This window comes from Bacillus sp. DE0042 (assembly GCF_007680225.1).
Classification (GTDB): Bacteria; Bacillota; Bacilli; order Bacillales; family Bacillaceae_G; genus Bacillus_A; species Bacillus_A wiedmannii.
On the sequence record NZ_VEJP01000006.1, the window covers coordinates 100709 to 127201 of the forward strand.

Here is a 26493-nt window from a genome sequence, read left to right on the forward strand (position 1 = left end):
CAGAAATGAAAAGGCTATCATTTCAAATTCTTATGTTTGTTCTTTGTATAATTGTTTCTCTTATTTTGTTTTATGTGATGGAGAAGCAAATATACAATCGAATCACAATAGTGAATGACAAACAAACTGTTTTACAAAGAGTGAATGAATCCCTGCCTACCGAAATGAAGGTTAGGCATGAAAAGTGGGGAGAAATTGTTATAACGGATGAAGTTCGTTTGCATACGATTGTTTCATTCTTTGACCGAATTCAAATAGAACCGAGAGAAGCTAAGAATCAAGAACAAGTATTTACTGGAGAAGTAACGTACTTGAATGGACATAAACGTACTTTTGCAGTAGGTGACTTGTTCCAGTACGGGGCTGATATATACGGAAAGAATGGTACGGATCCAATGATTTCAGCATTTCAAACGTATTTGTTAAGCCTGTATTACACACCAGAACGTATTAGTGATTTTTTTGCGTCAGCGCAGGATGTCATAGTACGCCAAGGTGATGTAGAACGTGCGATGAATCTTACGCACATACTTGATTCGATTCGGTACGCAAAGCAAATTACAGATTACGGAGAAATACAGAAATTATTACAATCACAGAATGAACCGATTGCTTATATTACCGCTTATAAAACAGGGAAGCGTATAAAGAATGAGCGAGAAGACATTCTTACTATTTCTGTATATCCATCGTACTTTGTTGTGCAATATCTCGGCGATAATAACGGGAATGTTATGTATATGAAAAGCTCCCTCGCAAATTTATTTGTAAAGGAGAATGTGTCATGAGAAAGATAGCCTTTTTCTTCTTTTTGCTAGTAATTGGAGGAGCGATGTCTAGTTGCTCTCGAGATACAACCTCTATTAAATATAATAAAAATGGTCTCCCTATTTTGGATGATCGTCATCTTGTTGCGTATGTAGCGGCTCGTGAGGAAGTTGGTGAAGCTTTGCTATCATCATTTTGTAAACCACGCGGCTGTACGTATGAATTTATTCGTCTTTCGACAGAAGAGCTTCTTCGGAGGGTAGAAGAGGAAGCTGGAAATCCGAAAGCGGATATTATTATTGGCGGTACGGTAGACGCGTATCAAATGATGAAGCAAAAAAATCTATCTATTCCTGTTACGAGTCAGCATGCGAACCGTATTTCAAAAACTGTTAAAGATAAAGACGGTTATTGGTACGGTTATGAAGTGGAGAAGCTGGCAATTGCGATCAATAAAGAGCGGTGGAATGAAGAAATAGCACCGCTCAGACTTCCTTATCCATCAAGGTGGCAAGATTTATTAAATCCAGTATATAAGGGAAAGATTGTAATGCCAGATCCAAATGTCTCAGGAACAGCATATACGTTTTTTCAATCACTTATTGATACTTTAGGTGAAGGGAAAGCGAAGGAATATGTTAAGAACTTGGCAGGACAAGTTGGAGAAGTAACAGTCAATGGTTACATACCGGCAGAACTTGTTGCAAGCGGTGAATATATGATAGGCATCAATTTCATGGGAGATCAGAGAATGCTTCAAAAACGAGGCTTTCCTATTTTAAGTAACGAACCTGAGCAAACAGGGTTATCTGTTAATGCGATTTCGAAACTAAAACGTGCACCGAATGGTATTATTGCGGATTTATTTATTGATTATTGTTTATCAGAAGAAGCGGGTCACATTTTAGAAAAAGTTTCGTTTGGCGTACCAACGATGTTTGCGAAGAACGAGAAAGAAATAGAAGGACAGCCGGTTAGAAGAACAAACCAAAATATATCAAATAGCGGAATAATCGAGATATGGAATAGACAGCGTCTCTCTCAGAAGTGAGAAAAGGAGACGAAAATATATGTTTAAATGGCTTAAGCCAGCACCTGCAATTGAAAGATTGCCAGCGGATATGATTGATCGAGTATATAAATTATTACGTATTCGTGTATTAATGGGAATTTCAGTTGGGTATGCTGCTTATTATTTAGTTCGTAGTAACTTTAATTTATCTACTACATATTTAGTAGATGAGTTCGGATTTAGCACGACACAAATTGGATTATTAGGCGCAGTAATGGCTGTTGTTTACGGACTTAGTAAATTCTTTATGGGTAATTTATCGGATAAAGCATTTGCTCAACGATTTATTGCAGTAGGTTTATTTTTATCTGGGCTTGTTAATATTTGTTTCGGTTATGCATCTTCCTTTGGGATGATTTTAACATTACTTGTTCTAAACGGTATTGTACAAGGTATGGGAGCACCACCTTGTAGTATTGTTATGACGAAATGGTTTTCAAAGAAAGAACGTGGCACGAAAACAGGTCTTTGGAATATTTCACATAACGTTGGTGCACTACTTGTTCCACCATTCATTGGAATTGGTGTAGGTATTTTCGGTGAAAGCCATTGGCAAGGCGGCGTATTTATTTTCCCAGCGATAATCGCTATGGTAATTGCAGTTCTAGTATGGATTAATGCGAAGGATACGCCAGAATCTGAAGGTCTTCCGCCAATTGATGAATATCGTAATGACTATGAAGATCTTGAAAAAGCAGATAATGCTAATAAGATGTCACCAAAAGAAATTTTAATGAAATATGTAGTGAAAAATAAATTTGTTTGGTTTTTATGTATTGCGAATGCATTTGTTTACTTAATTCGTTTCGGTGTTATTAACTGGGTACCAATTTACTTAACAACAGTGAAAGGTTTTACAAAAACAGAAGCGCATTTTGCATATTCAATATTTGAAACAGCAGCGATTCCAAGTTCTTTAATTGTCGGCCTCTTAAGCGATAAATTATTCAAAGGAAAACGTATGCCATTATGTGTTATGAGTATGGCTGGGGTTGTTGTTGGAACAATCGTCTATTGGCAGGCAACTAATATTATTGTTGTGAGTGTTGCAGTTTCTATTATCGGGTGTTTAATTTATGTACCACAGTTCTTAATTGGTTTAAGTGCGATGGAATTAGTACCGAAATTTGCAGTAGGTACGACAGTTGGTATGTGTGGTCTGTTCGGTTATGTTGGAGGAAGTTTCATAGCAAACGCAGCAATTGGTATCATTGTTGATCGTTCTGGCTGGGATGGTTGCTTCATGTTACTGTTAGCAGGTGGCGTATTAGCAACGATATTCTTACTGATTGTTCAAATGGGACATGAGAGAAAAGCTTCTAAAGTTGCGTAATATTTTGTCTGAAAAGCTATCCAATTGTTATATTGGATAGCTTTTATATTAGCAAAAATAAAAAGTATGTAAAATTGCAGTTTTATGTGTAAGTGATTTTTGTTAATTAGTATAATTTTTTTAGGTTTAATAAACCAATCATGTACATAGTTACACCGAAAAATATACCGCCGCAACTCCAAAGCCCAACATCAAATAAAGAAATAGAGATTTCTTCTGAACCTACATAGGGAAGGATATAATTCATAAAAACAAACATTTGAAAGCCCCAAAGTACACCTGCTTTTAAGCCCGCTTTTCTTAATTTTTTCTTATGTTGCAAATACTCTTCTTTTGTTGCACATTCAGTCTCATTTAAACCTTTTTTCTTAAGCTTAAATGTTAAATAATTAGCATAGATCATATTAGATAGAAAAACTAATATAGTTCCTATAGATATTGTGTGGTTCATAGTATCAACAAGTAACATAATAAGCATTACCAACATATTTAACCACCATAAACCAATTCCAGCTACAGATAATTCTTTATGGATTTCTTGTTTTTGATATTCATCTCTCTCACTCATTGTTCCAACAAAATTATTATAAACTCTTTCTTTCCATTCAATTTTCATCATTTAATCTCCCTCCCAAAATAGACTGTTTAAATCTGTTTTTAGTGCTTTTGCTAATTCGATACATAAGGCTAAAGAGGGGTTATATTTATTGTTTTCAATTAAGTTTATTGTCTGTCTCGCTACATTAACTTTTTTAGCTAATTCTAGCTGCGATAGACCTTCAGATTTTCGATATTGTTTAACGTTATTCAAATATAAACCTCCTATTAATAATTGTAGACCTCGTGCATTAGAAATGTCATTTATATATGACATTTTATAATTGAATAAATGAAATGTCAAATATATGTGACAAAAATGATAATGGTGCAATTAGAAAAATGATTTTAATAATTTATCTTGGTAAGGAGTTTATTAATAAGGAATGGCTTTTCTTATATTAATATAACCTTTCCTTAAATCTATCTTAAAAGACAAGATGTCATATTTCTAATCATTGGAATTTTTGTTACAATATAAATGGATGTGTAAAACTTTGTAAAAAGAATGTAATAATATGTAATTTGTTTTCAGAAAGTTTTATACAATTTTTATATTAAACTATTAAGTTATAAAGGGAGAGAGAATATGGTACCAAATACGGTTCGTACTCCAAACAAGAAGAAGAAATGGATTATTATCGGGGTTATTGCACTAATTGTTATTGTAGCAGCAGTTAATATTTTTATTATGCAAGGCAAGAAGAAGGGGGCATCAACATCTGCTGATGCTGTGAGCTTTGAGAAGGTAACGGAGCGAAAGCTTAATAATACGAAATTAATTTCTGGTCAGGTGAAACCAGGGAATATTGAAAGTTTCTATGCGGATCCGACTAAAGGGAAAGTGAAAGATATTGCAGTGAAAGAAGGACAAGAGGTAGAGAAAGGTACGAAGTTATTCTCTTATGATAATGAAGAGATTAACTTGCAAATGAAGCAAGCTGAGCTTGATCAGAAGATGGCGGATATGCGTTATGATCAAGGGAAGAAGAAGATTGATTCGTTGAAGAAAGAAATTAAGAAGGCAAAGGATAGCGGAGCTGGGAAAGAAGTAACGGATCCGATGGACGAGCAAGTAAGTGAGTTAGAGATGGCACAAAAGACAACTGATCTTGAGAAAGAAAAAGGGAAGTTGCAGAAAGAAGAGTTAAGTAAAAAGCAGAAAGAGCTTACGATTTATAGTAATTTTACTGGTGTCGTTCAAAAGTTAGATAAAGATGCGGCGCAAAGTTCATCTCAAGCGTTAGGTGGTCAAGGGAAAGCATTTTTACAAGTGGCGTCTAAAGATCCATTCCAAGTGCAAGGGACGTTAACTGAGCTTCAGAAGTCACAAATTCAACCAGATCAAACATTTACTGTCACTGCAAAAGCGAATAATAAGAAGAAGTGGACAGGTAAAATTACAGAGGTAAGTGAATTCCCAACGAGTGCAGAGATGGCTCAAGCTGGTGGTATGGGTGAAGCGACTCAAAATATGTCCCAATATACATATAAAGCAAGTCTTGATAGTCAAGATGGTTTATCTCCGGGTTATCACGTTTCTCTGCAAGTAAGTTTAGAGAATAAGACGATGATTGCAGTTCCGACTAAGAGTATTGTAGAAAAAGATGGTGATGCATTTGTTTATGTTGAGGATAAAGGAAAGCTTCGTAAACAAAATGTGAAAAAAGGTTCAACTGATGGAGACTGGACAGAGATTGTTGAAGGCGCAAAAGTGGGGCAAAAGGTGGTTAAAAATCCTTCCGACGACGTGTATGACGGAATGGAAGTGAAAGAGAAATGATTACGTTAAATAATATTGCTAAAACGTATTATCAAGGAAAGTTGGCAGTGCCAATCTTACATGATATTAGTGTAACGATTCAAAGCGGTGAGTTCGTTTCGATTATGGGACCGTCTGGTTCTGGTAAATCAACGCTTATGAATATTATCGGTTGTTTAGATCGCCCAACTGAAGGCGAATATATGCTGAATGATGTGAATATCTTAACAGCAGACGAGTCAAAGCTTGCTTTAATTCGTAATGAATATATCGGTTTTGTGTTTCAGCACTTTAATTTGCTTCCACGTCTTTCGGCAGTAGAAAATGTTGAACTTCCGCTCGTATACGGTGGTGTGAAGAAAGCAGAGCGTCGTCAAAGGGCTCTAGAAGCGCTTAGTAAAGTCGGTTTGTCAGATAGGGTTCATCATTTACCGAATGAATTATCAGGTGGACAGAAGCAGCGTGTAGCGATTGCAAGATCGATTGCGAATAATCCAACGTTCATTATGGCCGATGAGCCTACAGGCGCGCTTGATACGAAGTCTGGTGAGCAAGTTATGGATATTTTCACGAAGCTTAATGCAGAAGGTACAACGATTGTTATGGTTACGCATGAAGAGGAAGTAGCAGCGTATTCTTCCCGCCGCATTGTACTGCGAGACGGGAAAATTACAGAAGATAGAAGGTGTGCGGTATGAGTTTACTAGATAGTATAAAAATTGCCCTATCTTCTATTTTAGCTCATAAACTGCGTTCAGCTCTTACGATGCTCGGTATTATTATCGGCGTTGGTTCTATTATTACTGTCGTTGCGATTGGGCAAGGCGGGGAAGCGATGCTGAAGTCGAAATTCGCAGGTTCTGGTGGTAATAACCTTATGCCAATTCAATTTAAACCAGATATGAATGATGAGTTTGCTATAGGCGGATTTGAAATACCAAAGTTAACGGAAGAAGATATTATGGAAGTAAAACAAGTGAAAGATGTTTCACATGTTATTACGACAAATTCGACGACAGAGATACTAGATGTAAATGATAAAAAAGCAAATCTGAATGTTATTGGTCTTGATAATGAATATTTTGCGGTTAATAAAGTAAAGGTCGTAAAGGGACGTACTTTAAATGAATCAGATATTTCTCATGCAAATAACGTTGTGATGATTAGTACAAAAACAGAAAAGACGTTATTTAAGGACGTAAACCCAGTTGGGCAAATTATTGAGATGAAAGGACAACCGATGCAGATTGTCGGTGTGTATACATCTGATAATGAGTTTATGGGATTTGAAATGGAAGAAGCGTTAATCCCCCTTACATTATGGCCTGTTTTATTCGGAACAGATGATATTCAAAATATCGCAATTCAAGCTAAAAATGTAGACGATTTAGAAGCAGCTGGGAAACAAGCTGTTGATGTATTAAATAGTCGTAAGCCAAGTGAAATTCCAGGTAAATATGAACTAGTGAATTTAAAAGAATTCCAAGAAAATGTTTCTAAAGTAACTGGTATTATGACGATGATTATCGGTGGTATTGCGGGTATTTCATTAGTCGTTGGTGGTATTGGTGTTATGAACATTATGCTCGTATCTGTAACGGAGCGTACGCGTGAAATTGGGATACGTAAAGCGCTTGGGGCAACACGTAGTAAAATTTTATTACAGTTTTTAATTGAAGCAGTTATGTTAACGCTTCTAGGTGGTTTGATCGGAATTGGTCTTGGATATGGCGGGGCATATATCGTTTCCACATTTGCGAAATGGCCACCGCTCGTTTCATGGGAAGTTGTCGTTGGTGGCGTACTATTCTCTATGACACTCGGTATTATTTTCGGATTAATTCCAGCAAATAAAGCTGCGAAATTAGATCCAATTGAAGCATTACGTTATGAATAAGTTAGTAGTGTAATAGAGAGGGAGCTCTCCACTACACATTACCGTTCTAGTGGGCGGTTCGTAGCCTCTATGTTGAGGAAGTGAACCGCCCGTTAGAACGGGTTATATAAATAGAAGGAGGCGTTATAATGGAAGCGAATTTGAATACGCAAAAAGCTGGCGGAGAGAAGCCATCATTGTTCGGAATGATCACTTCTCCTGGTTTACAGTTTGAGAGAATGAAGACGAGCGAGAAAGTTTGGGGTATGTTCTTCCTAATGGCGCTATTACAAGGGTTGTTAAGTGCTTTTACTACATACGTTACGAATACGTCACCTGAGATGGTGAAAATGAAAAAAGAACTAGGTGAATTTGCAGGACAGAGTTCACTGACATCCGATGTTATTTCCAGCATTGTGTCGGGTACTATAGGTGGTATGTTGGTAACATTCGTCGTTGCAGCTATTTATAAAGTGTTTATGATGTTCTATGGGAATGATACCTCTTATAAAAAATTAGTAACGATTATTGTATATGCGAACATTGTTGTTATTATTGGTGGATTTATTAATGCTATTATAGCTTTAATTTTAGGTGTCGCACCAACTGCATATACAAGCTTAGGACCACTATTTGAGACAGGTTCAGTTGCTTATGGAATAGGGAGTTCGATTGAAGTATTCTATTTATGGAATATCGTTTTAATTTGGTTAGGACTGCAAATTACAGCGGGAGTAAGTAAAGTGAAAGCAGCTATTCCAATTATCGTCTTATTCATCATTAAAGCGTTATTCTTAGCAGCGATTGTTATGTTAATTACAGCATTTTTACCAAATATGCCAGTATAAATAAGGGGGCGTTATAATGGAAACGAATATTAATACGCAAGATGTAGATTCGAAAAAGCCGTCATTATTAGGGATGATTACATCTCCAGGTGAACAGTTTGAGCGAATGAAGACGAAAAGTCCGGTTTGGATAGCTTTCCTTTTATTTGTTCTAATTGGGACGGTTACGACAGCTGCGGTATTTTATTTATCAGTGGTTAATACCCCAGAAGTGGCAAAAGAAATGAATGGCCAAGATGGGGAAATGATAAAATGGTTTGCACTTGGTGGCGGAGCACTTTTTGGTTTATTTGGAACACCTATCGGCCTCTTTATTGCAGCAGGTTTCTATAAAGTGATTATGATGTTAATGGGCAATGATACTCCTTACATGAAGATATTATCTATTTACTTATACGCTAATCTTGTTTTCTACATTGGGAGCTTGTTAAATGTAGGATTAGGTTTGATTTTTGAAGGAAATGGAACGGATGCTTATACAAGTTTAGCTCCTTTATTTGAAAAAGGAACAGTTTTAAATGGCATTGCATCTTCAATTGAGATTTTTAATATTTGGAGTTTAATTTTAACAGGATTAGGGTTACATATTGTGGCTGGCTTAAGCAAGAAACAAGCGACAATTTTAATTGTAATTTTCTTTATTTTAACGATAGGACTAGGTTTTCTAAAAGGTTTAGGAAACAGTTTTGGCGCATAATATGATTGGACTAAAAGGTGGCTCTCTCGAGAGTCACCTTTTTTATTTTTACCCTTATTTCAAATACGACTAGCAGAATTTCAAATTCTACTTCGTGTAATTTAAAATTTCGGCGGTAGTATTTAAAATTACTCACAGTGAAATCGCTTCTTTATTTTTATATTGTGGAGGTACCGGCGGAATAACAAAGAGGTATACCTTTTAGAAACAGGTACTGTGTGAAGCCAGCGACGTTTACAGAGACAGTTGTGTTGTATGAAGGAATGATTGTAAATCAAATAAAGAAGTTAGGTATTTATCAAGATCATGAAGAGTATTATCAATGTGGTTTAATTGGTCTTTGGCATGCATATGAAAGGTATGATGCGGAGAAAGGAAGTTTTCCTGCATATGCAGTTATAACTGTGCGTGGTTATATATTAGAAAGATTGAAGAAAGAGTTTGCAGTGCAAGAAAAGTGTGTATGTGTAGGGGAATATGAGGATATCTTCCATTTTGAAGATATTGAAATGAGAGCAAAGGATTTTATGAGTGTATTAGATGAGAAGGAGAAGTATATTATTTTCGAACGTTTTTTTGTAGGGAAGACGATGGGGGAGATCGCTAACGAGATGGAAATGACCTATTATCAAGTGAGGTGGGTGTATCGGCAAGCACTTGAGAAAATGCGAAATAGTTTAAGAGAATAAATATGATTATAAGAATGGAAGGCAATGGATATTGCTTTCCATTCTACTTATTCTGTTAAGGTAGTAAATGTAATAAGAGGTTTTTAAATTGTAGTGAATCTTGCATGTTCATACGTGATAATACGTATCCAGCTTTTAATAATTGCTGTTTTAACTTATGGGGACTGATATGTATTGTTGTAGTAGTGCCATTTGAAAAATGAATGTTAGCTTTTTTACTCTTTTTGAAAAATTCTATGTCATCTATATGGTTATAAAATAGCCATATACAGTTTGGAGAAGAAGGAGATTCTGTCGGGAAAGCACAAATATATTCTCGATGATTAATCGGAATTGGGACATTTTGTTTAAATTTAAAGTTTGTTTGGACTGCATTACGTCTACCTTGATAAGTAGAGTGAACATTGGTTAGACAAGATTGCTTGATGAGTTGGAGAGCAGTTTGACAGGAGTAAAGATGGTTTCCGCTACTTTCGATAATTTTTGTTTGATAATAAGGGTGCTTGTAAGGTTCCAGCATCATTGTAGAATTAGAAATAATAATATCATTTTCTTCATTCATAAATTTGATTCCTCCCTTATAAATGATAGTAATACCAAATATAATTATATATGAATTAAGTAAATTAATTGTTAATATTCCGTTTCATATTGTAAATTTTGGCTATTCGTTTACAATCAATAGATGTTAGTCTTTCTAATTTGCATCGCTTGTACATATATATGAAAATAGAAAAGAGTAGGCGGTGAGATAGTATGAAGAAAAAGTATATTATTATGGCTCTAGTTGTCGTGCTTCTAGTATATTTAGCAAATAGTAATCCGAGTAAAGGTGAATATACGGACTGGGCAGCAAAGCAGTTTATGAAACGTAATGATGTAAGTAAGAAGCTAGACGAAGTTCAAAAGGAAAATGAAGAGGGTCTCCTTGGCGATTTAGCATCGGCTGGTAAGAAGTTGGCGAAAAAATATGTTGAGCCACAAGTTGGATTATTAATCCAGAATTATACAAAGCGAAATGATTATATTTTTTTCTCAACATATACGACCGAGTTTGATATAGGCGGAGAACATTATAAATATGTATGCGTCGGTTTTTCAAAAATCTTTATTCCGATTGAAATGCCGAAGAAAAAAGACGAATCTGCAAAATGATGCAGATTCGTCTTTTTGTTTATAAGTTAATTGGAACTTCAGATACATTCTTTTCTACGAGGCGGGCTCCTTTTTTTCGGGTATTTTCATTAATTGATGAAAATACAGATGAGGCAAGAATGGTATCCATTACTTGATTTACGACTTGTGCATCGACGGGTGTGATCGGTTTCTCGATAGAAAAGACAACTGTTTTTCCATCTTCTTTCGCAAAAATTAATTCTAGTACTTGCATACGTTATTTCCTCCTTTTTATTTATCGTGTTATATGCGGGTAGGGCGATCGGTGTAATCAGCGGGGGATGCCCCCACTGAGTAAAGTTTAACCTTATAGGGTAGAAAGATCTGATGTGCTAACAAGTTGTATAGCGTGAAGCGGTGATGCTTGTAAAGAAGCAAGAGCACGTGCTACGTTTTGTACTTGCTCTAAGTTTGCGTTTGTTTTAACACGCTTAAATTGTTTTTGCTTAAAAGCTGTTTTTCCGTTCTTATCTAATCCACTGTTTAAGACAAGACGTAAAGTTAAGTCTGTTACGATTATTTCGACTGCCATGTTTATCACCCCCTTTCACTTTATAAATAGGGTGCAAATGTCATGTTTTGGCGTGAAATTTATTCTTTTTTTTGGTACTCTTAAAAGATTAAGAGAGGGGCTTCGGAAGAATGAAACGTAGATGGTTATTTTGGATTCCTGTTTTACTATGGATGGGGTTGATTTTCTATTCCTCGGCACAACCATATAAAAAGCAGGATATGCGCTCGGATATTGAACAATATGTAAATGTTGAGTTTGTGAAAGAGCATTTTTCATGGGTATCTATCGATTATGGTGGGGGTACACCTGTTAGCATTGCAAATAAAGGTGTAGGCGGATTTATTGAGTTTTTCCTTCGTAAAGGTGCTCATTTTATGGTGTTCTTTATGCTCGGTTCATTGACGTATTATGCTTTTCATCGATCGGGTTATTCGAGAAAAAGGTGCTTTATATACGCTCTTCTTTTCGTTGCGGGATATGCAACATTTGATGAAATTCATCAATGGAATACAGGAGATCGTACACCGATGTGGCAAGATTCATTACTGGATACATGCGGCGGATTAACAGGAATTATAATAAGCAATTGGTTTTGGAATAGAAAAAGGAGCTAATCTTTTGAGATTAGCTCCTTTTGTTTATACACCAAGTAATTCTTTTAGTTCATCTGTAGATAGTTCGGTCATCCAACTATCGGTTGTAATGACGGCGTTGTTTAATGATTGTTTTCTTTCTAACATTTCATCAATTTTCTCTTCGAGTGTCCCCGTTGTAATCAGTTTATGAACGTGAACGAAGCGTTTTTGACCAATACGATATGCGCGGTCTGTTGCTTGGTTTTCTACAGCTGGATTCCACCAACGGTCGTAGTGAATGACATGGTTGGCAGCGGTTAAGTTTAAGCCAGTTCCACCTGCTTTTAACGATAAGATGAAAATGTCATACGTTCCGTTTTGGAACTGCTCGATCATTTTGTCACGTTCTTTCTTCGGTACACTACCGTTTAAGAAGAGGACGCGCTGACCGAAATGTTCTTCTAACACATTTTTTAGCATGTTCCCCATACCGATGTATTGTGTGAAGATTAAACAACTTTCATTTTGATCTTTTATATTTTCAATTAGTTCCATTAGCGTGCTCGTTTTCATGGAACGTTCAATGATGTCTTTTGGTTCTGTTTCTTTTAAATAAAGAGCGGGATGATTACAAATTTGTTTAAGTTTGTTCAGCATTAGTAATATAAATCCGCGTCTTTCAATCCCGCTTAATCCTTCTACATTTTGCAATGTATCTTGAACAAGTTGTTCATATAAGGAAGCTTGTTCACCAGTAAGTGGGCAGTACGCTTTCTGTTCTTGTTTATCAGGCAAGTTTAATGCGACGGTTTGATCTTTCTTCGTACGACGCAGTAAAAACGGCGAGATAAAACGTTGAACTTGTTGGATTTTTCCTTCATCACGGTCCTTTTCAATCGGTGAGACGAAGCGGCGCTGGAATTGTCCTAAGCTGCCGAGATATCCATGATTAATGAAGTCAAAAATAGACCAAAGCTCGGCAAGTCGGTTTTCCATCGGTGTACCGGTTAAAGCGATTTTGTGATTTGCTGGCAAGTTTCGTACTGCTTTCGACTGTTTCGTATGTGGGTTTTTAATATTTTGTGCTTCATCCAAAATAACAGCATCCCAGCATAACGTACTAAGTTCTTCTTCATCAAGCTGAGCTAATGCATAAGATGTTAATACAACATCTGCTGATTGAAGGAAGTCTTTAAATGATTCGCCTTTCGCTCGGTTACTTCCATAATGTAACTGAACACGTAAATTTGGTGCGAAACGCTCAAATTCTTTTTGCCAATTTCCAAGAACAGATGTCGGTGCCACGATTAAAGCAGGGCCTGTTTGGAGATTGTTCTCTTTTATATATAGTAAGTAAGTGATCGTTTGAATGCTTTTTCCAAGTCCCATGTCGTCAGCTAATAATGCTCCGAATCCAAGCGTTCTTAAATATAATAACCACTCAATGCCATGTTGTTGATACGGACGGAGTGTTGCGTTTAGTGCAGAAGGGACAGCTACTTTTGGAATATCTCCAATGTGCAATAGTTTTTGGAATAGCTCTTCATAATATCCATCTAGCTCGATTTCAATATCGGTAAATGGACTATCTTCTTCTACAATTTCTGTTTCAGCAGTGTTTGATAAATGTTGCTGAAGGACATCTTTCATTTCTAGTCCATATTTATCGGCACGGTTCATAAGCTTTCGTACTTCTTCAATAAAGGCTGGATCCAGTCTCATCCATTGACCATTTATATTGAATAACCGTTTGTTTTGTTCAACGAGTTCGAAAAATTCGCTTTCGGATAAATCAATGCCGTTCGTTGAAATGCGCCAGTCAAAGTTAACGAGTGTATTCATGCCGAAGAAAGATTGCGTTTGCGTGGCATTTTGCTTCAGTTGCACACGTAATTTTGGTTTTGTCGCTTTTAAATTTTGCCACCAGGATGGCAGTAAAATCGTAATACCTGCAGCGAGTAATTCGTTACTTGCTTCTGTTAAGAAGTTCCACGCTTCTGTTTCAAAGAGCTCACTTCGGAATGTATCGCCTTCTTTTAACCACGGTACGAGCTTACTGAATCCTTCTTGTGTTTCAAGAATACGTTCTTCATAATCGTGCCATCGTTTTGGCAAAGAATCGATACTTTCATATACATATATGCGATGTGCCCCGCGCTTTGGTGTAACAATTGTCTCAAGCTTCCACATTTCAAATTCTTCTTGCGGCTCTTGTAGCCGTAGTCCGATTGTAAAGGGAAGGTCATCTTCAATGTAGCCAATTTTTCGAAGCCAATCTTCTTCATGTAGTGCTGCATCCAATTGTCTTTTCGTAAAGTCGTAATGTTCATAAAGTCTCTTGGCATCTTCCCACCCATCGTTTGAACGGTTATCTTGTAATATGCTTTCATTTACCGCGGTCGAGAAAAGAGATACCAATGTGTCATCTTCGATTGGGGTATTTTGCACTTTCCAAGATGGTTGCTGAGACCAACGCTCCATATCAGGTACGAAGCTACCGCTTGTGAAGGCATCCCATAATTCGTTCGCATCTTTCGTAAGTGCTGTAATAGGGCCATTCATTTGAATATGGGCAAAGGAGTTCATCGGTTTATTAGCGATGTATTCAAATGCTTGTGCGTTTGTTAGCATAACACCTTGTTTTCCTTCAAAGGTCGCTTCTTTTAGAAACGTGCCGTAGAAGGAAGTGGAGTGCCACGTAAATGCATTTCGTTTCCAACTTGTTACGGATAATGGAGTACCGCTGTCATCTTCTCCCCAAAGGAACCAACCTTGACTAACGTGCTGGAGCCTAATTGTTACTTCAGTTTGATTGATCATCGATTAATTTTCCTTTCCGTAATTCCTCTTGTAGTGCACGCAGACGTGAATGTAAGTTTGCGATGTGAATAATGAAAGCATCCCATTCATCAGTGCGCTTTAATCGTTTATATAATGTACGTAATTTCTTTAAGTAACGAACTGCACGTCTATATGATTTGCGGTTTCGCTCTTCAATGGCCTCGGTAGCAGCAAGGTGATAAAGAGGAAGGGCTGCTTCTGGTGCTTCCTTTTCAATATCTTTCAGTGGCTCTTTCAAAAGTTCAATTGCTTCAAACCCATGTAAGAGCTGAAGTTCTGCCCATGTACGATATTGCTTTTTCGCGAGTACGTATTGCTCATAGTTTGCGAAACTATATGGTAATAGCTCTTGCAAAATCATTTCGAGTCCGGCTTGTTCATTTGTATGGGTTGCATACGTTTCATACATGATGACAAATAAGCGAACGATATCTTTTATGAAAATTGTATTTTCGTGCTCATGTATCGTTTTCTTCACTTGTTTATACGTAAAGGAAAGCCAGTTTTTCGCACGATCCCACTGCATTGTATTTAATAGCTCTTCTAACCAATAGAAGTACAGACTTACAACAGAAGCAGGCTGTTTTTTTAGTAAGTCCATCGCTAATAGGTCTTCGTCATTTAAAAAGAGTAGATGAGAAGATGCTAATGCTTTGGAAAGTGGATTGATTTTCGTATCGATTCGCTTTTCTTCTTCTTGCAGTTTCTCTTTATTGTGTAAGAGTTCACTCCATATGTGACGATAAATAAAAAATCTTTCTTGCGTATAGGCGTCAGTGGAGAAGAATACTTCGTGAACGAGACGAGCTGTTTCTTGCAAAATTGCTTCAGACTCTGAAGGAATCGCTTCTGATTGTAGGTCCCGAACGATGGATTCCACTTTATCTACAAATAAGCGAACGACGTTAACAGGCTGGTGATAAGAATACGTTTTATTTGCTTCGAAGTCCTGAATTTCTTCTAATAATTTTTGAAAGCAATAAAGCGCTGCGTGTAGCCTGAACAACTCATGTATCGCAACGATACGCGGAGCTTTCCGCTCGAGTTTCGTATAGAAGTCTGTAAAAATACTCATAAGAAAATACATTTGTTTATAAGTAAGCCGAGCTTGTTCTTTTTTAAATGATTCATATTCGTTGTCAAAATACGATTGCCAACTTTTATAATCCGTTTCTTCAAACGCTGATGATTGCAATACTTGTCTTGCAGTTCGAATAGGAGGAAGGGAAGGTTTCGTATTATTTTTAAATAAAGTTAATACATCTCCTACTTGCCCAAAACTAGATGCTGCAGATAGTAAAATAGCGAGCATATGCTCACATTGCGTTGGTGCAAAGCAATCGCAATAGCTTTCAGCGACGTTACGAATCGGGATATGGACGCTATATACGTTGCCTGCAGCATCTACAGTTCCTGATAGCGTATAACCATCAAAGTCAACGTTGTAGACAACACCACTACGATATAGGTGCCGAGCTGTAGCGACATGTTCCTGATCAGCTGTTTGCTGTGGATCTAGTCCTTGAACGAACTCATTCGCAATCATCATAATTTCATCTTTCGTAATTGAGTGTTGCAGCATAATATTCCTCCGTACACATATTTCTTTCCTTTACCATTATAAACAAAAAATGCTCAAAACAGAAAAAATGAAATTGGGATTATCATATTGTAACTGTAAATGGAGATGGAAAGGTGTTTTTCAATATTTTTGAACGGCATCTTTTTTGTAGTTTACTTCTCTTGTCAATCTTGTTCAGTAAATCGATATTTCGTGTCGAATCGTTGATATATTTTTCTCTGCTCGTGTTTACGAAAGGAAAATAAAAAGGATATCACTTAGCCGAAAAAATCCGACGAGGTGATATCCCTTTTTTACAATTATGAGCGCGTTTCCTTTAAAATCGCGTGCACATATGGATCATGTAATATTTGTTCTACAATTGGTAACATGTTTTGTTCGAATGGAATATCGATAGGAAATGGCTTTTGTGAGCCGGGTTTGATTCCATATTGGACAATTTTGTAATGTGTATTTGCTTCAGAGCTGAGCACAATTAATTTATATCGATTGTCATCGCCAGCGAGTGAAAAGTCAATGGAAGTAGCGTCGTATGTGACTTCATCTTTGTATATATATGGTTTGGGTGTACCGACCCAGTCTACTTTTGCTTGTATATTCATGAGTGTAACCTCCTTTATATGTATTATAAAAAAATAAAAGCCAGCTCTCAATAAAGAGAACTGGCTTTAGCAGTCATTGGTTATTTTAAAATTTTCACTTTAACAGTTTTGCGTCCCCATTTTTGAGCAGCGCTATCTGATCCAAGTAGGATGTCGATACGGTTACCTTTAATTGCACCGCCAGTATCTCCAGCGATAGCTTCTCCGTAACCTTCTACCCATACTTTAGATCCTAATGGAATTACTTTCGGGTCAACAGCGATCATTTTCATGTTTGGGTTCGCTGTTAAGTCATGACCCATTGCAGTTAATACACGGCCGCCGTATGTGCCACCGTTTTCGCTCGGATGAGCTGTATATGCTGTAGCTACAACTGTTAACTCACGACCACCAGAAGGTGTGCTAGTTTCAGCAGCTTTCACAGCAGGCTTAGCAGCTGGTTTTGCTTGTGCTGCAGGTGCTTGCGCTTTAGCTGGTGCTACAGTTTTAGCAGGAGCAGGTTGTTCTTGTTTCTCGATAACAGGTGCTGTACCTGTTAAGAAAGGAACATGAACATAAGCTGTTTTCCCGTTATATTCAAATTGTAACCACTCATTTTGTACTTGGTTCGTTGTTTCGATCATATCGTCTTTCTTCAACGTTCCAAGAATTTCTGAGTTTGTGTTCGCTTCAGCACGTACGTTTAATACGTTAGCTGTTACGTAGTAGATGCTTTTTGTAAACCCTGTACTTACGAATGCGTCTTTACCATCTAAAGTGATTTTTGACCATCCGTTCTCTGTATTTTGAACATCTATTTTATTCCCGTTTAGTAATTTACCGACAACTTTTGATTCCGTAGTAGGGTTTTCGCGTACATTTAGTACGTCTGTTGTTACAACAGTTTCTGCATTAGCAGATGATGTGAAAATCCCAAGACCAAAAACTGCTGCTGTTGCTATTCCAATTAATTTTTTCATGATAGCCTCCATTGCGTTTGTTTTCGTGTCCTCATTATAGCAACAGATTTTTTCGGATTTCGGGAAAACACACAATTACAAACCATTCGTAATCAGTCGTTAACATCCTGTAATATAACAAAAAATATAGGAAAGCGTTTTTCATTCTATGTGATTAGTAGGTTTCTACTTATATTCAAAATATTTAATACAACATATATTTTTCGGCGTAAATAAAAACATTACAGGAGTGTTACATGATGTTTACTAAACGATTACATTCCTTGAGTATTTTACCGTTTTATGGGTAATATAGTTATATAAACATAAACATTTCGTTTGTGAAACTATAAACACGTGCTATATACTAGCAAAAAAACCGCATAATTGTTACAAAAAGAAAGGGTTGCAAGGAAGAAAAATGCCCTTTTTTACATCTGTAACACATCCTTTTTTGGGAAAATACATTCCCATCCGCATTTTTCTCACACAATTTGACAGCAGTATTTCGATCTTGTAGCTCTTGCAGAGTGAAAAGGTTATACGGAAGGTAAGGCTGTCCATAAGAATTCGAATTGGTGAAGGTGAAAGTAAGAAAATCACCGTAAAATTATAGTTTTCTATCCGATTTTACATATCGGAATTTATGTTATTTACAAAAGTGAAACCTACGAAGGGGGATTTGATGAGGAAACTGACAAAAACATTCATCGTATCATTAACATTATGTATTGCATTTACAATTTGGGGGATTATTCCCGAATCTATTATTGGAAAAGGTAGCTTAGGAAATGTAACAACCGCAATTCAAACTGCATTAGTTAGTAAGTTTGGATGGTTCTATATTATTTCTGTTTCTATTATATTAGGTGTGTCTATCTTTTTAATTGTTTCGAAATACGGTTCTATTCGTTTAGGTAAAGATGATGATGAACCTGATTATAGTTATATGACATGGTTTGCTATGCTATTTAGCGCTGGTATGGGTATTGGTTTAGTTTTCTGGGGCGTTGCCGAACCATTAAACCATTTGTACGCACCTCCGTTTGGAGAAGGTGCAACTGAGGAAAGTGCGCGTCTTGCACTACGTTTTTCATTTTTCCATTGGGGATTACATCCGTGGGGACTATATGCATTTGTAGCGCTGTGTATTGCTTACTTTACTTTTAGAAAAGGAAAAGCAAGTACGATTAGTGCGACAGTAGGTCCGTTATTTAAAGGCGGGGAACATGGACGTATTGCTCATTCATTTGATGTGTTAGCTGTTTTCGCAACTGTGTTTGGTGTTGCAACATCATTAGGTCTTGGTGCGAAACAAATTGCTGGTGGTGTTAGTTATTTAACATCTATCCCGAATTCATTGCCGACACAGTTAGTTATTATTGCAATCGTAACCGTTCTTTTCATGTTATCTGCGCAAACAGGTCTTGATAAAGGAATTAAATATTTAAGTAATGCGAATATTATTTTGGCGTTTGCACTTATGATTATTGTATTATTTGCAGGTCCAACAAACTTTATTATGAATTACTTCACTTCAACAATTGGTTCTTATATTCAGGAATTGCCAAGCATGAGCTTCCGTTTAAGTCCATTAGATGAAGGCGGAAATCAATGGATTCAGTCATGGACAATTTTCTATTGGGCATGGTGGATTGCATGGTCACCATTCGTAGGTACGTTTATTGCACGTGTTTCACGAGGACGTACCATTCGTGAGTTTGTTATCGGTGTGTTACTCGTACCGACCGTAATTGGTGCACTTTGGTTCTCTGTTTTCGGCGGGACTGGTATTCATATGGAGCTGTTTGGTGATGCTCATATCTTCGACAAAGTGAAAGAGATGGGAACAGAAGTAGGGTTATTCGCTATGTTCGATCAGATGGGAAGCTTTGGATCAGCTTTATCGGTATTAGGTATTCTACTTATTGCAACATTCTTTATTACATCTGCAGACTCTGCGACATTCGTTTTAGGGATGTTAACGACACATGGTAGTTTAAATCCACCAAACCGCATTAAAATGGTTTGGGGTATCGTTTTAGCATCGATAGCTTCCACCTTATTATATGTTGGTGGATTAGAAGCACTGCAAACGGCAGCTATTATTGCGGCATTCCCATTCGTCTTCGTTATTTTCTTTATGATGGCGGCATTATTTAAAGAGTTACAAAAAGAAGGACATATGAAGCGTCATAAATAATAGAAGGAAAAGGGCTGATTTTGTATCAGCTCTTTTTTATATAGAAGGAATTTGAACTGCAAGTAAGGGAAATAAAATACTTTACTATATAAGTAGTATGCCTTTTACGCAAAGGAAAATCGATATATTTCGACAATATTCGATATCTTGCGGGTTCTATTCGTATTTTTGACAAAAAATTGTCGGAAATGTGTTGTCACGTTTATGTATATGTGCTATATTATTTCCTGTAAGCGATTTCAAATAGTTTTAAAGCGCATTCAAGGGGGACATCAAGAATAATGAAACGTTACGAAAGAAAGTGGAAGCATATTTGTTTGAAACGTGTGGCACATCGTAGTGTCCAAGAAAACACGGAACCTAAGACTGAAACGCGCAACGAACAGCAAGAGAAGCAATTGGTTCTACAAAAATAGCAATCACTTTTTCGTATATAAATGAAGGTCGATCGTTCGTTGGGGGATGGACGTGAAATTACTTTCAGCTAAGGGGTATTGTCTGATATATATAATTTATACGGCAATAAATCAGCACAGAGCATACGGCGCTCTGTGCTGATTTTTATTTTGTAAATAAAAATCAGTGGGAGAACTCCCACTGATTAAAGTTTTACTTTTCTTTTTTGAATCGAACTGTTTTATCCCAGCCAATGACTTGTTTCTTACTCTTTGCACGTAAGTATAAAATTAAGCTGCGAATGAATAAGTACGTAAAGAGCTGTGCGTACGTAAAGTACATGATAACACTAATAAAAATATTAGTTGGTGTAAAGGTTCGTTCCACACTCTGGGCACTAAATAATTGAGAAACATATGTAATATATGCGACATACCACATAAATAGTAGCGGAATGCTATATTGAATTTGGAATATCCCGAGTAACCCAATTACAAACCAAACGTTCGAAATGATTAAGAATAGCCAAAATACAACATACACTAAAACTTGTTGTAAGGAATGGACGAGAAGTTTTCCTTTAAAGAAACTTAAGGAAGAAAACATTTTTTCTAAAATGTACAAGTTCCCTTGGAGCCAACGTGTACGCTGCTTAATAAGGATTTTTAAATGCTCAGGTTCTTGTTCCCATGTAATCGATTCTGGAACGATTGGTAAGAGATAGCCTTTTTGTGTAATTCGTAATGTTAATTCAGCGTCTTCTGCAATTGCATACGGATCATAACCGCCAAGCTCTTCTAATGCAGAGCGGCGAAGAAGCATGTTTGTTCCTGTTAGTGAACCTGTTTGGAATAGTAACCAGCGTCCGGATTGCATAAGGAGCTGGAAGATTTGAAATTCTAACGAAATCATTCGTGTTAGCCAGTTTCTTTTTTCATTTACAGTACGAACGTGACCAACAGCTCCAACAGCATCCTCGGTTGTTTCAGCGTGTTCTACAAGCATTCGCAGTGCATGTGGTTCAGGCTGGTTATCTGCATCATACACACAGAAGTATTCACCATCTGAAATACTAAGACCATAGTTTAATACACGCGATTTCCCTTTTGGTTCACCCGCCGGAACACGAATGTGACGAATATGAGCATAAGCTTTGTCAAAATCATCACCAATTTCAGGTGTCTCATCTTGAGAGTTATCGTTTAATAAATAAACAGTTAGTTTGCCTGGATATTCAATCCTCGCCATCGCCTCTAAAGTATCTTTAATAACGACACCTTCATTGTGGGCAGGTATTAAAATATCGACGCTTGGATAATGTTCTAACGTACGATCTTTTCGTTTACTATTTCGGTGAATTAAGCCTGCGAGTGTTAAGAAAGAATAGTAAACAAGTAAGGCAGAGAATAGAAAGGCTGTAAAGATAAGTATATATTTAATCGAAAATGTGATACTAATCCAAAAAACGAGTACGCAAAACAGAAGGAATAAAAGCAGTATAACGAGTGTCATCATAATAACGTCTTTCCTTTGTTCCCAATTTGCTCGCGTGAAATTTGTATATCTTTGATCGCTTCAGCAGCAAGCCATTGCTCCATTTTTGGCTTTAGACGGTTCATTACAATGTCAGCACCGGCTTCATTTGTGTTTTGTAATAAAATAACGAGCTTATTATTATCGTATTCAGCAGCAAGATCAAATTCATCTCTTATCGTTTCAACTAATAATGAAGCTACACGGTCCATAACACTTTCCTTTGTATATTTACTAAAGGAATTGAAATCAAAGTAAATAATAACGCCTGTTTCATTACGACGATTCATTGCAGTGATTAATAATGCTTGTCGTCTTTCGAATTCTTGTCTTGTTAATAATTTTGATTCTCCAATGTATTGTTCTAACGTTCTCACACGTTCGGTTAATTCTTTATTTTCATGAATAACCTTTTTTAATAAATGAGTTGAGATATATACGATGAAGAAGTTTGCTGCCATTAGGAAGTGAGTAATAATGTATTCCCATTGTTCTGATGTACTCCACAAGTAAAGCCATGCTTGGTAGAACAGATAGAATACAGAAGTAATGGTTCCTAATATAAAAAGAACAAATGCGGTTTTATCAGTCAATAATAGAAATAGTACATTAACAATTACATATATAATTGTGAAAATGAGAGCATGCTCATATTGCGTTACATGTACAGTTGTAAAATAAAATAAAATTTGTAAAATCCACATAGAGAGGACTTTATAGAAGTTATTTTTCACAAAACTTTCCTCCTTAAAGGTAATTCATGCAAGGATACTTGTAGTATGCGCAATTATTAAGAAATAGACCGGATGACTAGGTTATTTTGGAGAGTAACCAGAAGTAGTATCTCTCTTTTGCAAGAAAAAATAAACAGACTTACTAATTATTGTATCATAATGTTCTTATATTTAAGCATAAAGTATTTAATATATACCAAAAAAATATACAACATATAATAAAAAGCCCCCTCTTTAGAAAGAGGAGACTTTGCATCATTTTATAGGAACATCATACCTGCAACTGCTGCATTTAAGAAGTTTGCTAATGTACCAGCGATAACTGCTTTAATCCCTAACTGTGCAATTTGTTTACGGCGAGTAGGAGCTAACGTTCCTGTTACACCTAATTGAATTGCGATAGAAGAGAAGTTTGCGAATCCACAGATTGCGAATGTTAAAATTAAGTTTGTTTTTGCAGAGAACTCTGCCATGTGTGGTCCCAAGTTTGCGTATGCAACGAATTCGTTGATTGCAAGTTTTTGACCGATAAAGCTTGCTGCTTGTACAGCTTCACCAGGAGAAACCCCGATTAAGATTGCAAATGGTGATAGTAAGTAACCGAAGATTAAATCAAGGCTAAGTTTAATATGGAACAGAGAGCCAATTAATCCTAATAGACCATTTAATAAAGCGATTAATGCGATGAAAGCCATTAACATTGCTGCTACGTTAATAACAAGTTGCATACCTTCAGATGCACCACGTGCAGCTGCATCAATAACGTTTGCGTCTTCACGTTCTGTAGAAAGCTCAACGTTATTATCTACTTCTTCTGTTTCTGGCATAATTAGTTTTGCAATTAATAAACTTGATGGAGCTGCCATAATTGCTGCTGCTAATAAGTGTTCTAACGGAATTCCCATCGCTGCATAGCCGACAAGAACTGACCCAGCAACAGCCGTCATACCACTTACCATAATAGTGAAGAACTCACTATTTGTTAACCGTGCTAAGTAAGGTTTGATTAAGATTGGTGCCTCAGTTTGTCCTAAAAATACAGTTGTTACTGAGTTTAAACTTTCTGCTTTAGAAGTTCCAAGAAGTTTACTTAATGCACCACCAACGACACTAACAAATTTCTGCATAATACCGAAATGATATAAGATTGCTACTAATGAACTAATAAATACAATTGGAAGTAGTGCTTGAATAAAGAAGACAAATCCCCAAGGGCCTTTTGCGTTGACTAAATCCCCAGCAACGAACTTAATTCCCTCGTAAGAAAAATTGATTAATCCTTGAACACCATCAGCAGCGTATTTTAAACCTGCTTTTCCGGCATCCCATCGTAATACGATAAATGAAAATGACATTTGTAATGCTAGCGCGATTAAAATTGTGCGCCAATTAATAGCTTTGCGGTTGGAAGATAGTAAAAAAGCAATTGCTAATACTCCAATCACGCCGCCAATTCCCCATAAAAGATTCATGCAGTGTATGCTCCTTCCTCATAGTAAAAAAGTGTATAAACCAGTTGTCTATACGTTTGCGAATATAACATCTTAAGTAACTTATCATAATGGACATCGGAGGTCAAACGTCTAACGAAAAGTTTAAATAAAAAGAAAATTCTTCAAAAAAACACATATAAAATGATTAGACATGAAATAGGTTATGTTTTTTATGAGAATATATACATTATGATAACGTTATGGGTTATTTTTGTGGAATATAGTGCATGAAATAGGGAAATAGATACATTATTTTTTCTTGGATATAGGTGACACATACTAAAAAGAGCCTTCTAGTAATCTAGAAGGCTCTAAAAATATAACTTAAGGTGCTTTTGTGTATCCTAAGAAATGGCTCTTCCAATAAGAGTTACTTAATGAAGCGATTGCTACACCTTTATCTCCAGCTTGGATAAATGATCCGCCCCCAAGATAAATACCCATATGAGAAGGACCTGCTTTATAAGTGTCTTTGAAATAAATTAAGTCACCTGGTTGTGGATTTGAAGTTTGTGGTAGGCTACTCCAATATCCTGCAACACTTTGACGACTAATGTTATGACCAAATTTCTTAAATACGTGGTAGATGTAACCACTGCAGTCAACACCAGTAGCAGAAGTACCGCCCCAAACGTACGGTACGCCTTGCATTCCTTTTGCATATGCAAGTATGGAAGAACTGTCACCACTAGTATTGCCTGTATTATTGTTGTTATTGTTTTGATTGTTATTTTGGTTGTTGTTAGGCTTATTATCTACTGCGCCCCCAACTGGTGTTTTAGATAGGAAACGTGTTCCGATGTAACCATTTTGACCGTTGTAGTTAATTTTACTCCATCCAGAGTTTTCAGAGATTACTTGAACCTTCTGTCCTTGTGGAAGTGCCCCTATGATTCTATAATTTGTACCTTCGCCGCTACGTACGTTTAGTGCAGAAGCATTAATGTAGTAGTCACCAATTGCACCTTGATTAGGTTGTTCAGGCTGTTTCGGTTGTTCAGGAGTAGAAGTGCCACCTTTAACGAATTTTACAAATTCGCTACTAACGAAGCCTGTTTTCCCTTGATAGTTTACTTTAAACCAACCGTTTTCAGAACCAACTACGTTTAATGTAGTACCATTTAACACGCCACCAATTACACTATGGTAAGCAGCAGGGCCTGTACGAACGCGTAGAGATGTTGCGTTAACAACGTAAGTACCGCCAGTTTGAACAGTTACATTATTATTTTGTTCTTGTTTGTTATCTTGGTTGTTTCCTTGTGTAACGTTGTCGTTAGAACCGCCTTTTGTTACGTAGTCTTTGCTTACGTAAGCAGTTTGTCCTGCATAATTGATTTTGAACCAATCTTGAACTTCGCCAACAACTTGTACAACTTGTCCTTTTGTAACAGAACCTACAGTTGTATGAGAAGTGCTAGGGCCTGTACGAACACGAAGGGAAGATACATTTACTGTATAGTTTCCGCTTGCTGGTTTTACAGTTGTTTCGTTGTTCGTATTTGTATTGTTGTTTGAAGAACCCGTATTGGAAGAAGCGCCAGATACAAATTGGCTACTTACATAACCTACTTGTCCATTATGGTTGATTTTCACCCAACCATTTTCTTGACCAATTACATTTAATGCTTGTCCTTCATATACACGTCCTGAAACAGAACTAGAAGTGTTTGGAGCTGTACGTACACGTAATACATCAGCAGTAACTTTATTGTTTCCACCTGTTGTACTTACATTAGAATTGCTTGCTCCATTTTTTGATACAAATTCGCCACTAACAAATCCTGTTTGTCCATTAATGTTAATTTTGAACCAACCATTTTCTTCGCCAATCACATTTAATGATTGACCGTTATAAACACGCGAGATGATGTCGTGAGAAGTACTTGATCCTGCACGAACATGTAATACGCTAGTGTTTACCGTATAAGATGAGCTGTTTGATGCAGAAGCTTGGACAGTTGTAGCAGCTTTTTGTGTATTTTGTTCAGGGGCAGCTTGAACACTATCAAGTGTAGGTGCTGCTCCTCCTGCTACAGACACTGCCGCAAGACCGGCAAGGTATTTTTTCATAATTTGTCGATTCCTTTCTGTCTGTAATGTAGTGAAGAAATATTTACCAACTGTTAAAAATTCTAAAGAGCATGTCGATTACTGTCAAGACTTATGCGGTAATCTGAATATGACAAAAAGATTACAAAAAAAAATCAAGGCATAAATCTATACCTTGATTTCCATTTAAATACATATATTGAATGTAGAAA

The 26493-nt window shown here is 36.7% G+C and carries 25 protein-coding genes; 12 read left to right on the forward strand and 13 right to left on the reverse strand.

Annotated elements, in window-relative coordinates; translation table 11 throughout:
• The first annotated feature begins 5 nt into the window (after nucleotides 1-5).
• Genes FS802_RS21165 through pgtP form a run of 3 tightly spaced genes read left to right on the forward strand, consistent with a single transcriptional unit; the run spans nucleotide 6 to nucleotide 3173 of the window.
• On the forward strand, nucleotides 6-788 hold the full coding sequence (locus FS802_RS21165) for a DUF3919 family protein (protein WP_098653682.1): 783 nt from the start codon (nucleotides 6-8) through the stop codon (nucleotides 786-788).
• The gene (locus tag FS802_RS21170; protein WP_144525443.1) at nucleotides 785-1819 is read left to right on the forward strand and encodes an ABC transporter substrate-binding protein; all 1035 of its coding nucleotides are present in this window, start codon (nucleotides 785-787) and stop codon (nucleotides 1817-1819) included. Before FS802_RS21165 ends, FS802_RS21170 begins: the two co-directional genes overlap by 4 nt.
• Nucleotides 1820-1838: 19 nt before the next feature.
• On the forward strand, nucleotides 1839-3173 hold the full coding sequence (gene pgtP, locus FS802_RS21175) for an MFS transporter (RefSeq protein ID WP_048566690.1): 1335 nt from the start codon (nucleotides 1839-1841) through the stop codon (nucleotides 3171-3173).
• A gap of 106 nt (nucleotides 3174-3279) precedes the next feature.
• Here the strand turns inward: pgtP and FS802_RS21180 are convergent, their stop codons facing one another.
• The gene (locus FS802_RS21180; protein WP_098707786.1) at nucleotides 3280-3792 is read right to left on the reverse strand and encodes a DUF3278 domain-containing protein; all 513 of its coding nucleotides are present in this window, start codon (nucleotides 3790-3792) and stop codon (nucleotides 3280-3282) included.
• Complete coding sequence (locus tag FS802_RS21185; RefSeq protein ID WP_001067016.1) at nucleotides 3793-3984, reverse strand: helix-turn-helix transcriptional regulator; 192 nt, start codon at nucleotides 3982-3984, stop codon at nucleotides 3793-3795.
• Between the two features lie 375 nt (nucleotides 3985-4359).
• Here FS802_RS21185 and FS802_RS21190 point away from each other — a divergent pair, with 375 nt between their 5' ends.
• From FS802_RS21190 to FS802_RS21215, 6 genes are all read left to right on the forward strand, one after another.
• The gene (locus FS802_RS21190; protein ID WP_000249029.1) at nucleotides 4360-5553 is read left to right on the forward strand and encodes an efflux RND transporter periplasmic adaptor subunit; all 1194 of its coding nucleotides are present in this window, start codon (nucleotides 4360-4362) and stop codon (nucleotides 5551-5553) included.
• Complete coding sequence (locus FS802_RS21195; protein WP_048566688.1) at nucleotides 5550-6230, forward strand: ABC transporter ATP-binding protein; 681 nt, start codon at nucleotides 5550-5552, stop codon at nucleotides 6228-6230. Before FS802_RS21190 ends, FS802_RS21195 begins: the two co-directional genes overlap by 4 nt.
• Complete coding sequence (locus tag FS802_RS21200; RefSeq protein ID WP_000054369.1) at nucleotides 6227-7429, forward strand: ABC transporter permease; 1203 nt, start codon at nucleotides 6227-6229, stop codon at nucleotides 7427-7429. Before FS802_RS21195 ends, FS802_RS21200 begins: the two co-directional genes overlap by 4 nt.
• Nucleotides 7430-7557: 128 nt before the next feature.
• Entirely contained in the window at nucleotides 7558-8256 is a 699-nt protein-coding gene (gene yknW, locus FS802_RS21205; RefSeq protein ID WP_144525445.1) for a YknW family membrane protein, read from the forward strand.
• Nucleotides 8257-8272: 16 nt separating this feature from the next.
• On the forward strand, nucleotides 8273-8953 hold the full coding sequence (yknW, locus tag FS802_RS21210) for a YknW family membrane protein (protein WP_000449616.1): 681 nt from the start codon (nucleotides 8273-8275) through the stop codon (nucleotides 8951-8953).
• 218 nt (nucleotides 8954-9171) lie between these two features.
• A complete protein-coding gene (locus tag FS802_RS21215) occupies nucleotides 9172-9642 on the forward strand; it encodes a sigma-70 family RNA polymerase sigma factor (protein ID WP_098094156.1) in 471 nt (156 codons plus the stop codon).
• A gap of 55 nt (nucleotides 9643-9697) precedes the next feature.
• On the opposite strand, the gene FS802_RS21220 is transcribed toward FS802_RS21215, so the two are convergent.
• Complete coding sequence (locus FS802_RS21220; protein ID WP_001001399.1) at nucleotides 9698-10204, reverse strand: competence protein ComK; 507 nt, start codon at nucleotides 10202-10204, stop codon at nucleotides 9698-9700.
• A gap of 194 nt (nucleotides 10205-10398) precedes the next feature.
• On the opposite strand from FS802_RS21220, the gene FS802_RS21225 reads away from it, so the two are divergent.
• The gene (locus FS802_RS21225) at nucleotides 10399-10797 is read left to right on the forward strand and encodes a DUF4359 domain-containing protein (protein ID WP_144525447.1); all 399 of its coding nucleotides are present in this window, start codon (nucleotides 10399-10401) and stop codon (nucleotides 10795-10797) included.
• A gap of 19 nt (nucleotides 10798-10816) precedes the next feature.
• Here the strand turns inward: FS802_RS21225 and FS802_RS21230 are convergent, their stop codons facing one another.
• Entirely contained in the window at nucleotides 10817-11032 is a 216-nt protein-coding gene (locus FS802_RS21230; protein WP_001197599.1) for a DUF2922 domain-containing protein, read from the reverse strand.
• Between the two features lie 93 nt (nucleotides 11033-11125).
• Nucleotides 11126-11350: a DUF1659 domain-containing protein gene (locus FS802_RS21235; protein ID WP_144525449.1), complete on the reverse strand. Its 225-nt coding sequence runs from the start codon at nucleotides 11348-11350 to the stop codon at nucleotides 11126-11128.
• 110 nt (nucleotides 11351-11460) lie between these two features.
• Here FS802_RS21235 and FS802_RS21240 point away from each other — a divergent pair, with 110 nt between their 5' ends.
• A complete protein-coding gene (locus FS802_RS21240) occupies nucleotides 11461-11946 on the forward strand; it encodes a VanZ family protein (protein ID WP_098653687.1) in 486 nt (161 codons plus the stop codon).
• A gap of 24 nt (nucleotides 11947-11970) precedes the next feature.
• Here FS802_RS21240 and FS802_RS21245 read toward each other — a convergent pair whose 3' ends face one another.
• From FS802_RS21245 to FS802_RS21260, 4 genes are all read right to left on the reverse strand, one after another.
• Entirely contained in the window at nucleotides 11971-14727 is a 2757-nt protein-coding gene (locus FS802_RS21245; RefSeq protein ID WP_000610123.1) for a DEAD/DEAH box helicase, read from the reverse strand.
• Nucleotides 14711-16330 carry a hypothetical protein gene (locus FS802_RS21250; protein ID WP_144525451.1) on the reverse strand — a complete coding sequence of 540 codons (1620 nt, stop codon included), beginning with the start codon at nucleotides 16328-16330 and terminating at the stop codon, nucleotides 14711-14713. The genes FS802_RS21245 and FS802_RS21250 overlap by 17 nt, the downstream gene beginning before the upstream one ends.
• 299 nt (nucleotides 16331-16629) lie before the next feature.
• A complete protein-coding gene (locus FS802_RS21255) occupies nucleotides 16630-16932 on the reverse strand; it encodes a DUF3910 family protein (RefSeq protein WP_001025274.1) in 303 nt (100 codons plus the stop codon).
• Nucleotides 16933-17012: 80 nt separating this feature from the next.
• Complete coding sequence (locus FS802_RS21260) at nucleotides 17013-17891, reverse strand: cell wall-binding protein EntA (RefSeq protein ID WP_098653689.1); 879 nt, start codon at nucleotides 17889-17891, stop codon at nucleotides 17013-17015.
• 664 nt (nucleotides 17892-18555) lie between these two features.
• On the opposite strand from FS802_RS21260, the gene opuD reads away from it, so the two are divergent.
• Nucleotides 18556-20073: a glycine betaine transporter OpuD gene (opuD, locus tag FS802_RS21270; protein ID WP_001229111.1), complete on the forward strand. Its 1518-nt coding sequence runs from the start codon at nucleotides 18556-18558 to the stop codon at nucleotides 20071-20073.
• A 609-nt stretch (nucleotides 20074-20682) separates the two neighbouring features.
• On the opposite strand, the gene FS802_RS21275 is transcribed toward opuD, so the two are convergent.
• The 4 genes from FS802_RS21275 to FS802_RS21290 all read right to left on the reverse strand — a co-directional run bounded on the left by FS802_RS21275 (nucleotide 20683) and on the right by FS802_RS21290 (nucleotide 26302).
• Nucleotides 20683-21984: a glycosyltransferase family 2 protein gene (locus FS802_RS21275; protein WP_098653690.1), complete on the reverse strand. Its 1302-nt coding sequence runs from the start codon at nucleotides 21982-21984 to the stop codon at nucleotides 20683-20685.
• Entirely contained in the window at nucleotides 21981-22736 is a 756-nt protein-coding gene (locus FS802_RS21280; protein ID WP_098653691.1) for a GGDEF domain-containing protein, read from the reverse strand. The genes FS802_RS21275 and FS802_RS21280 overlap by 4 nt, the downstream gene beginning before the upstream one ends.
• A 260-nt stretch (nucleotides 22737-22996) precedes the next feature.
• Nucleotides 22997-24208, reverse strand: coding sequence for a NupC/NupG family nucleoside CNT transporter (locus tag FS802_RS21285; RefSeq protein WP_001051032.1), 1212 nt, complete (start codon nucleotides 24206-24208; stop codon nucleotides 22997-22999).
• A 345-nt stretch (nucleotides 24209-24553) separates the two neighbouring features.
• A complete protein-coding gene (locus FS802_RS21290; RefSeq protein ID WP_000760305.1) occupies nucleotides 24554-26302 on the reverse strand; it encodes a C40 family peptidase in 1749 nt (582 codons plus the stop codon).
• Between the last annotated feature and the right edge of the window lie 191 nt (nucleotides 26303-26493).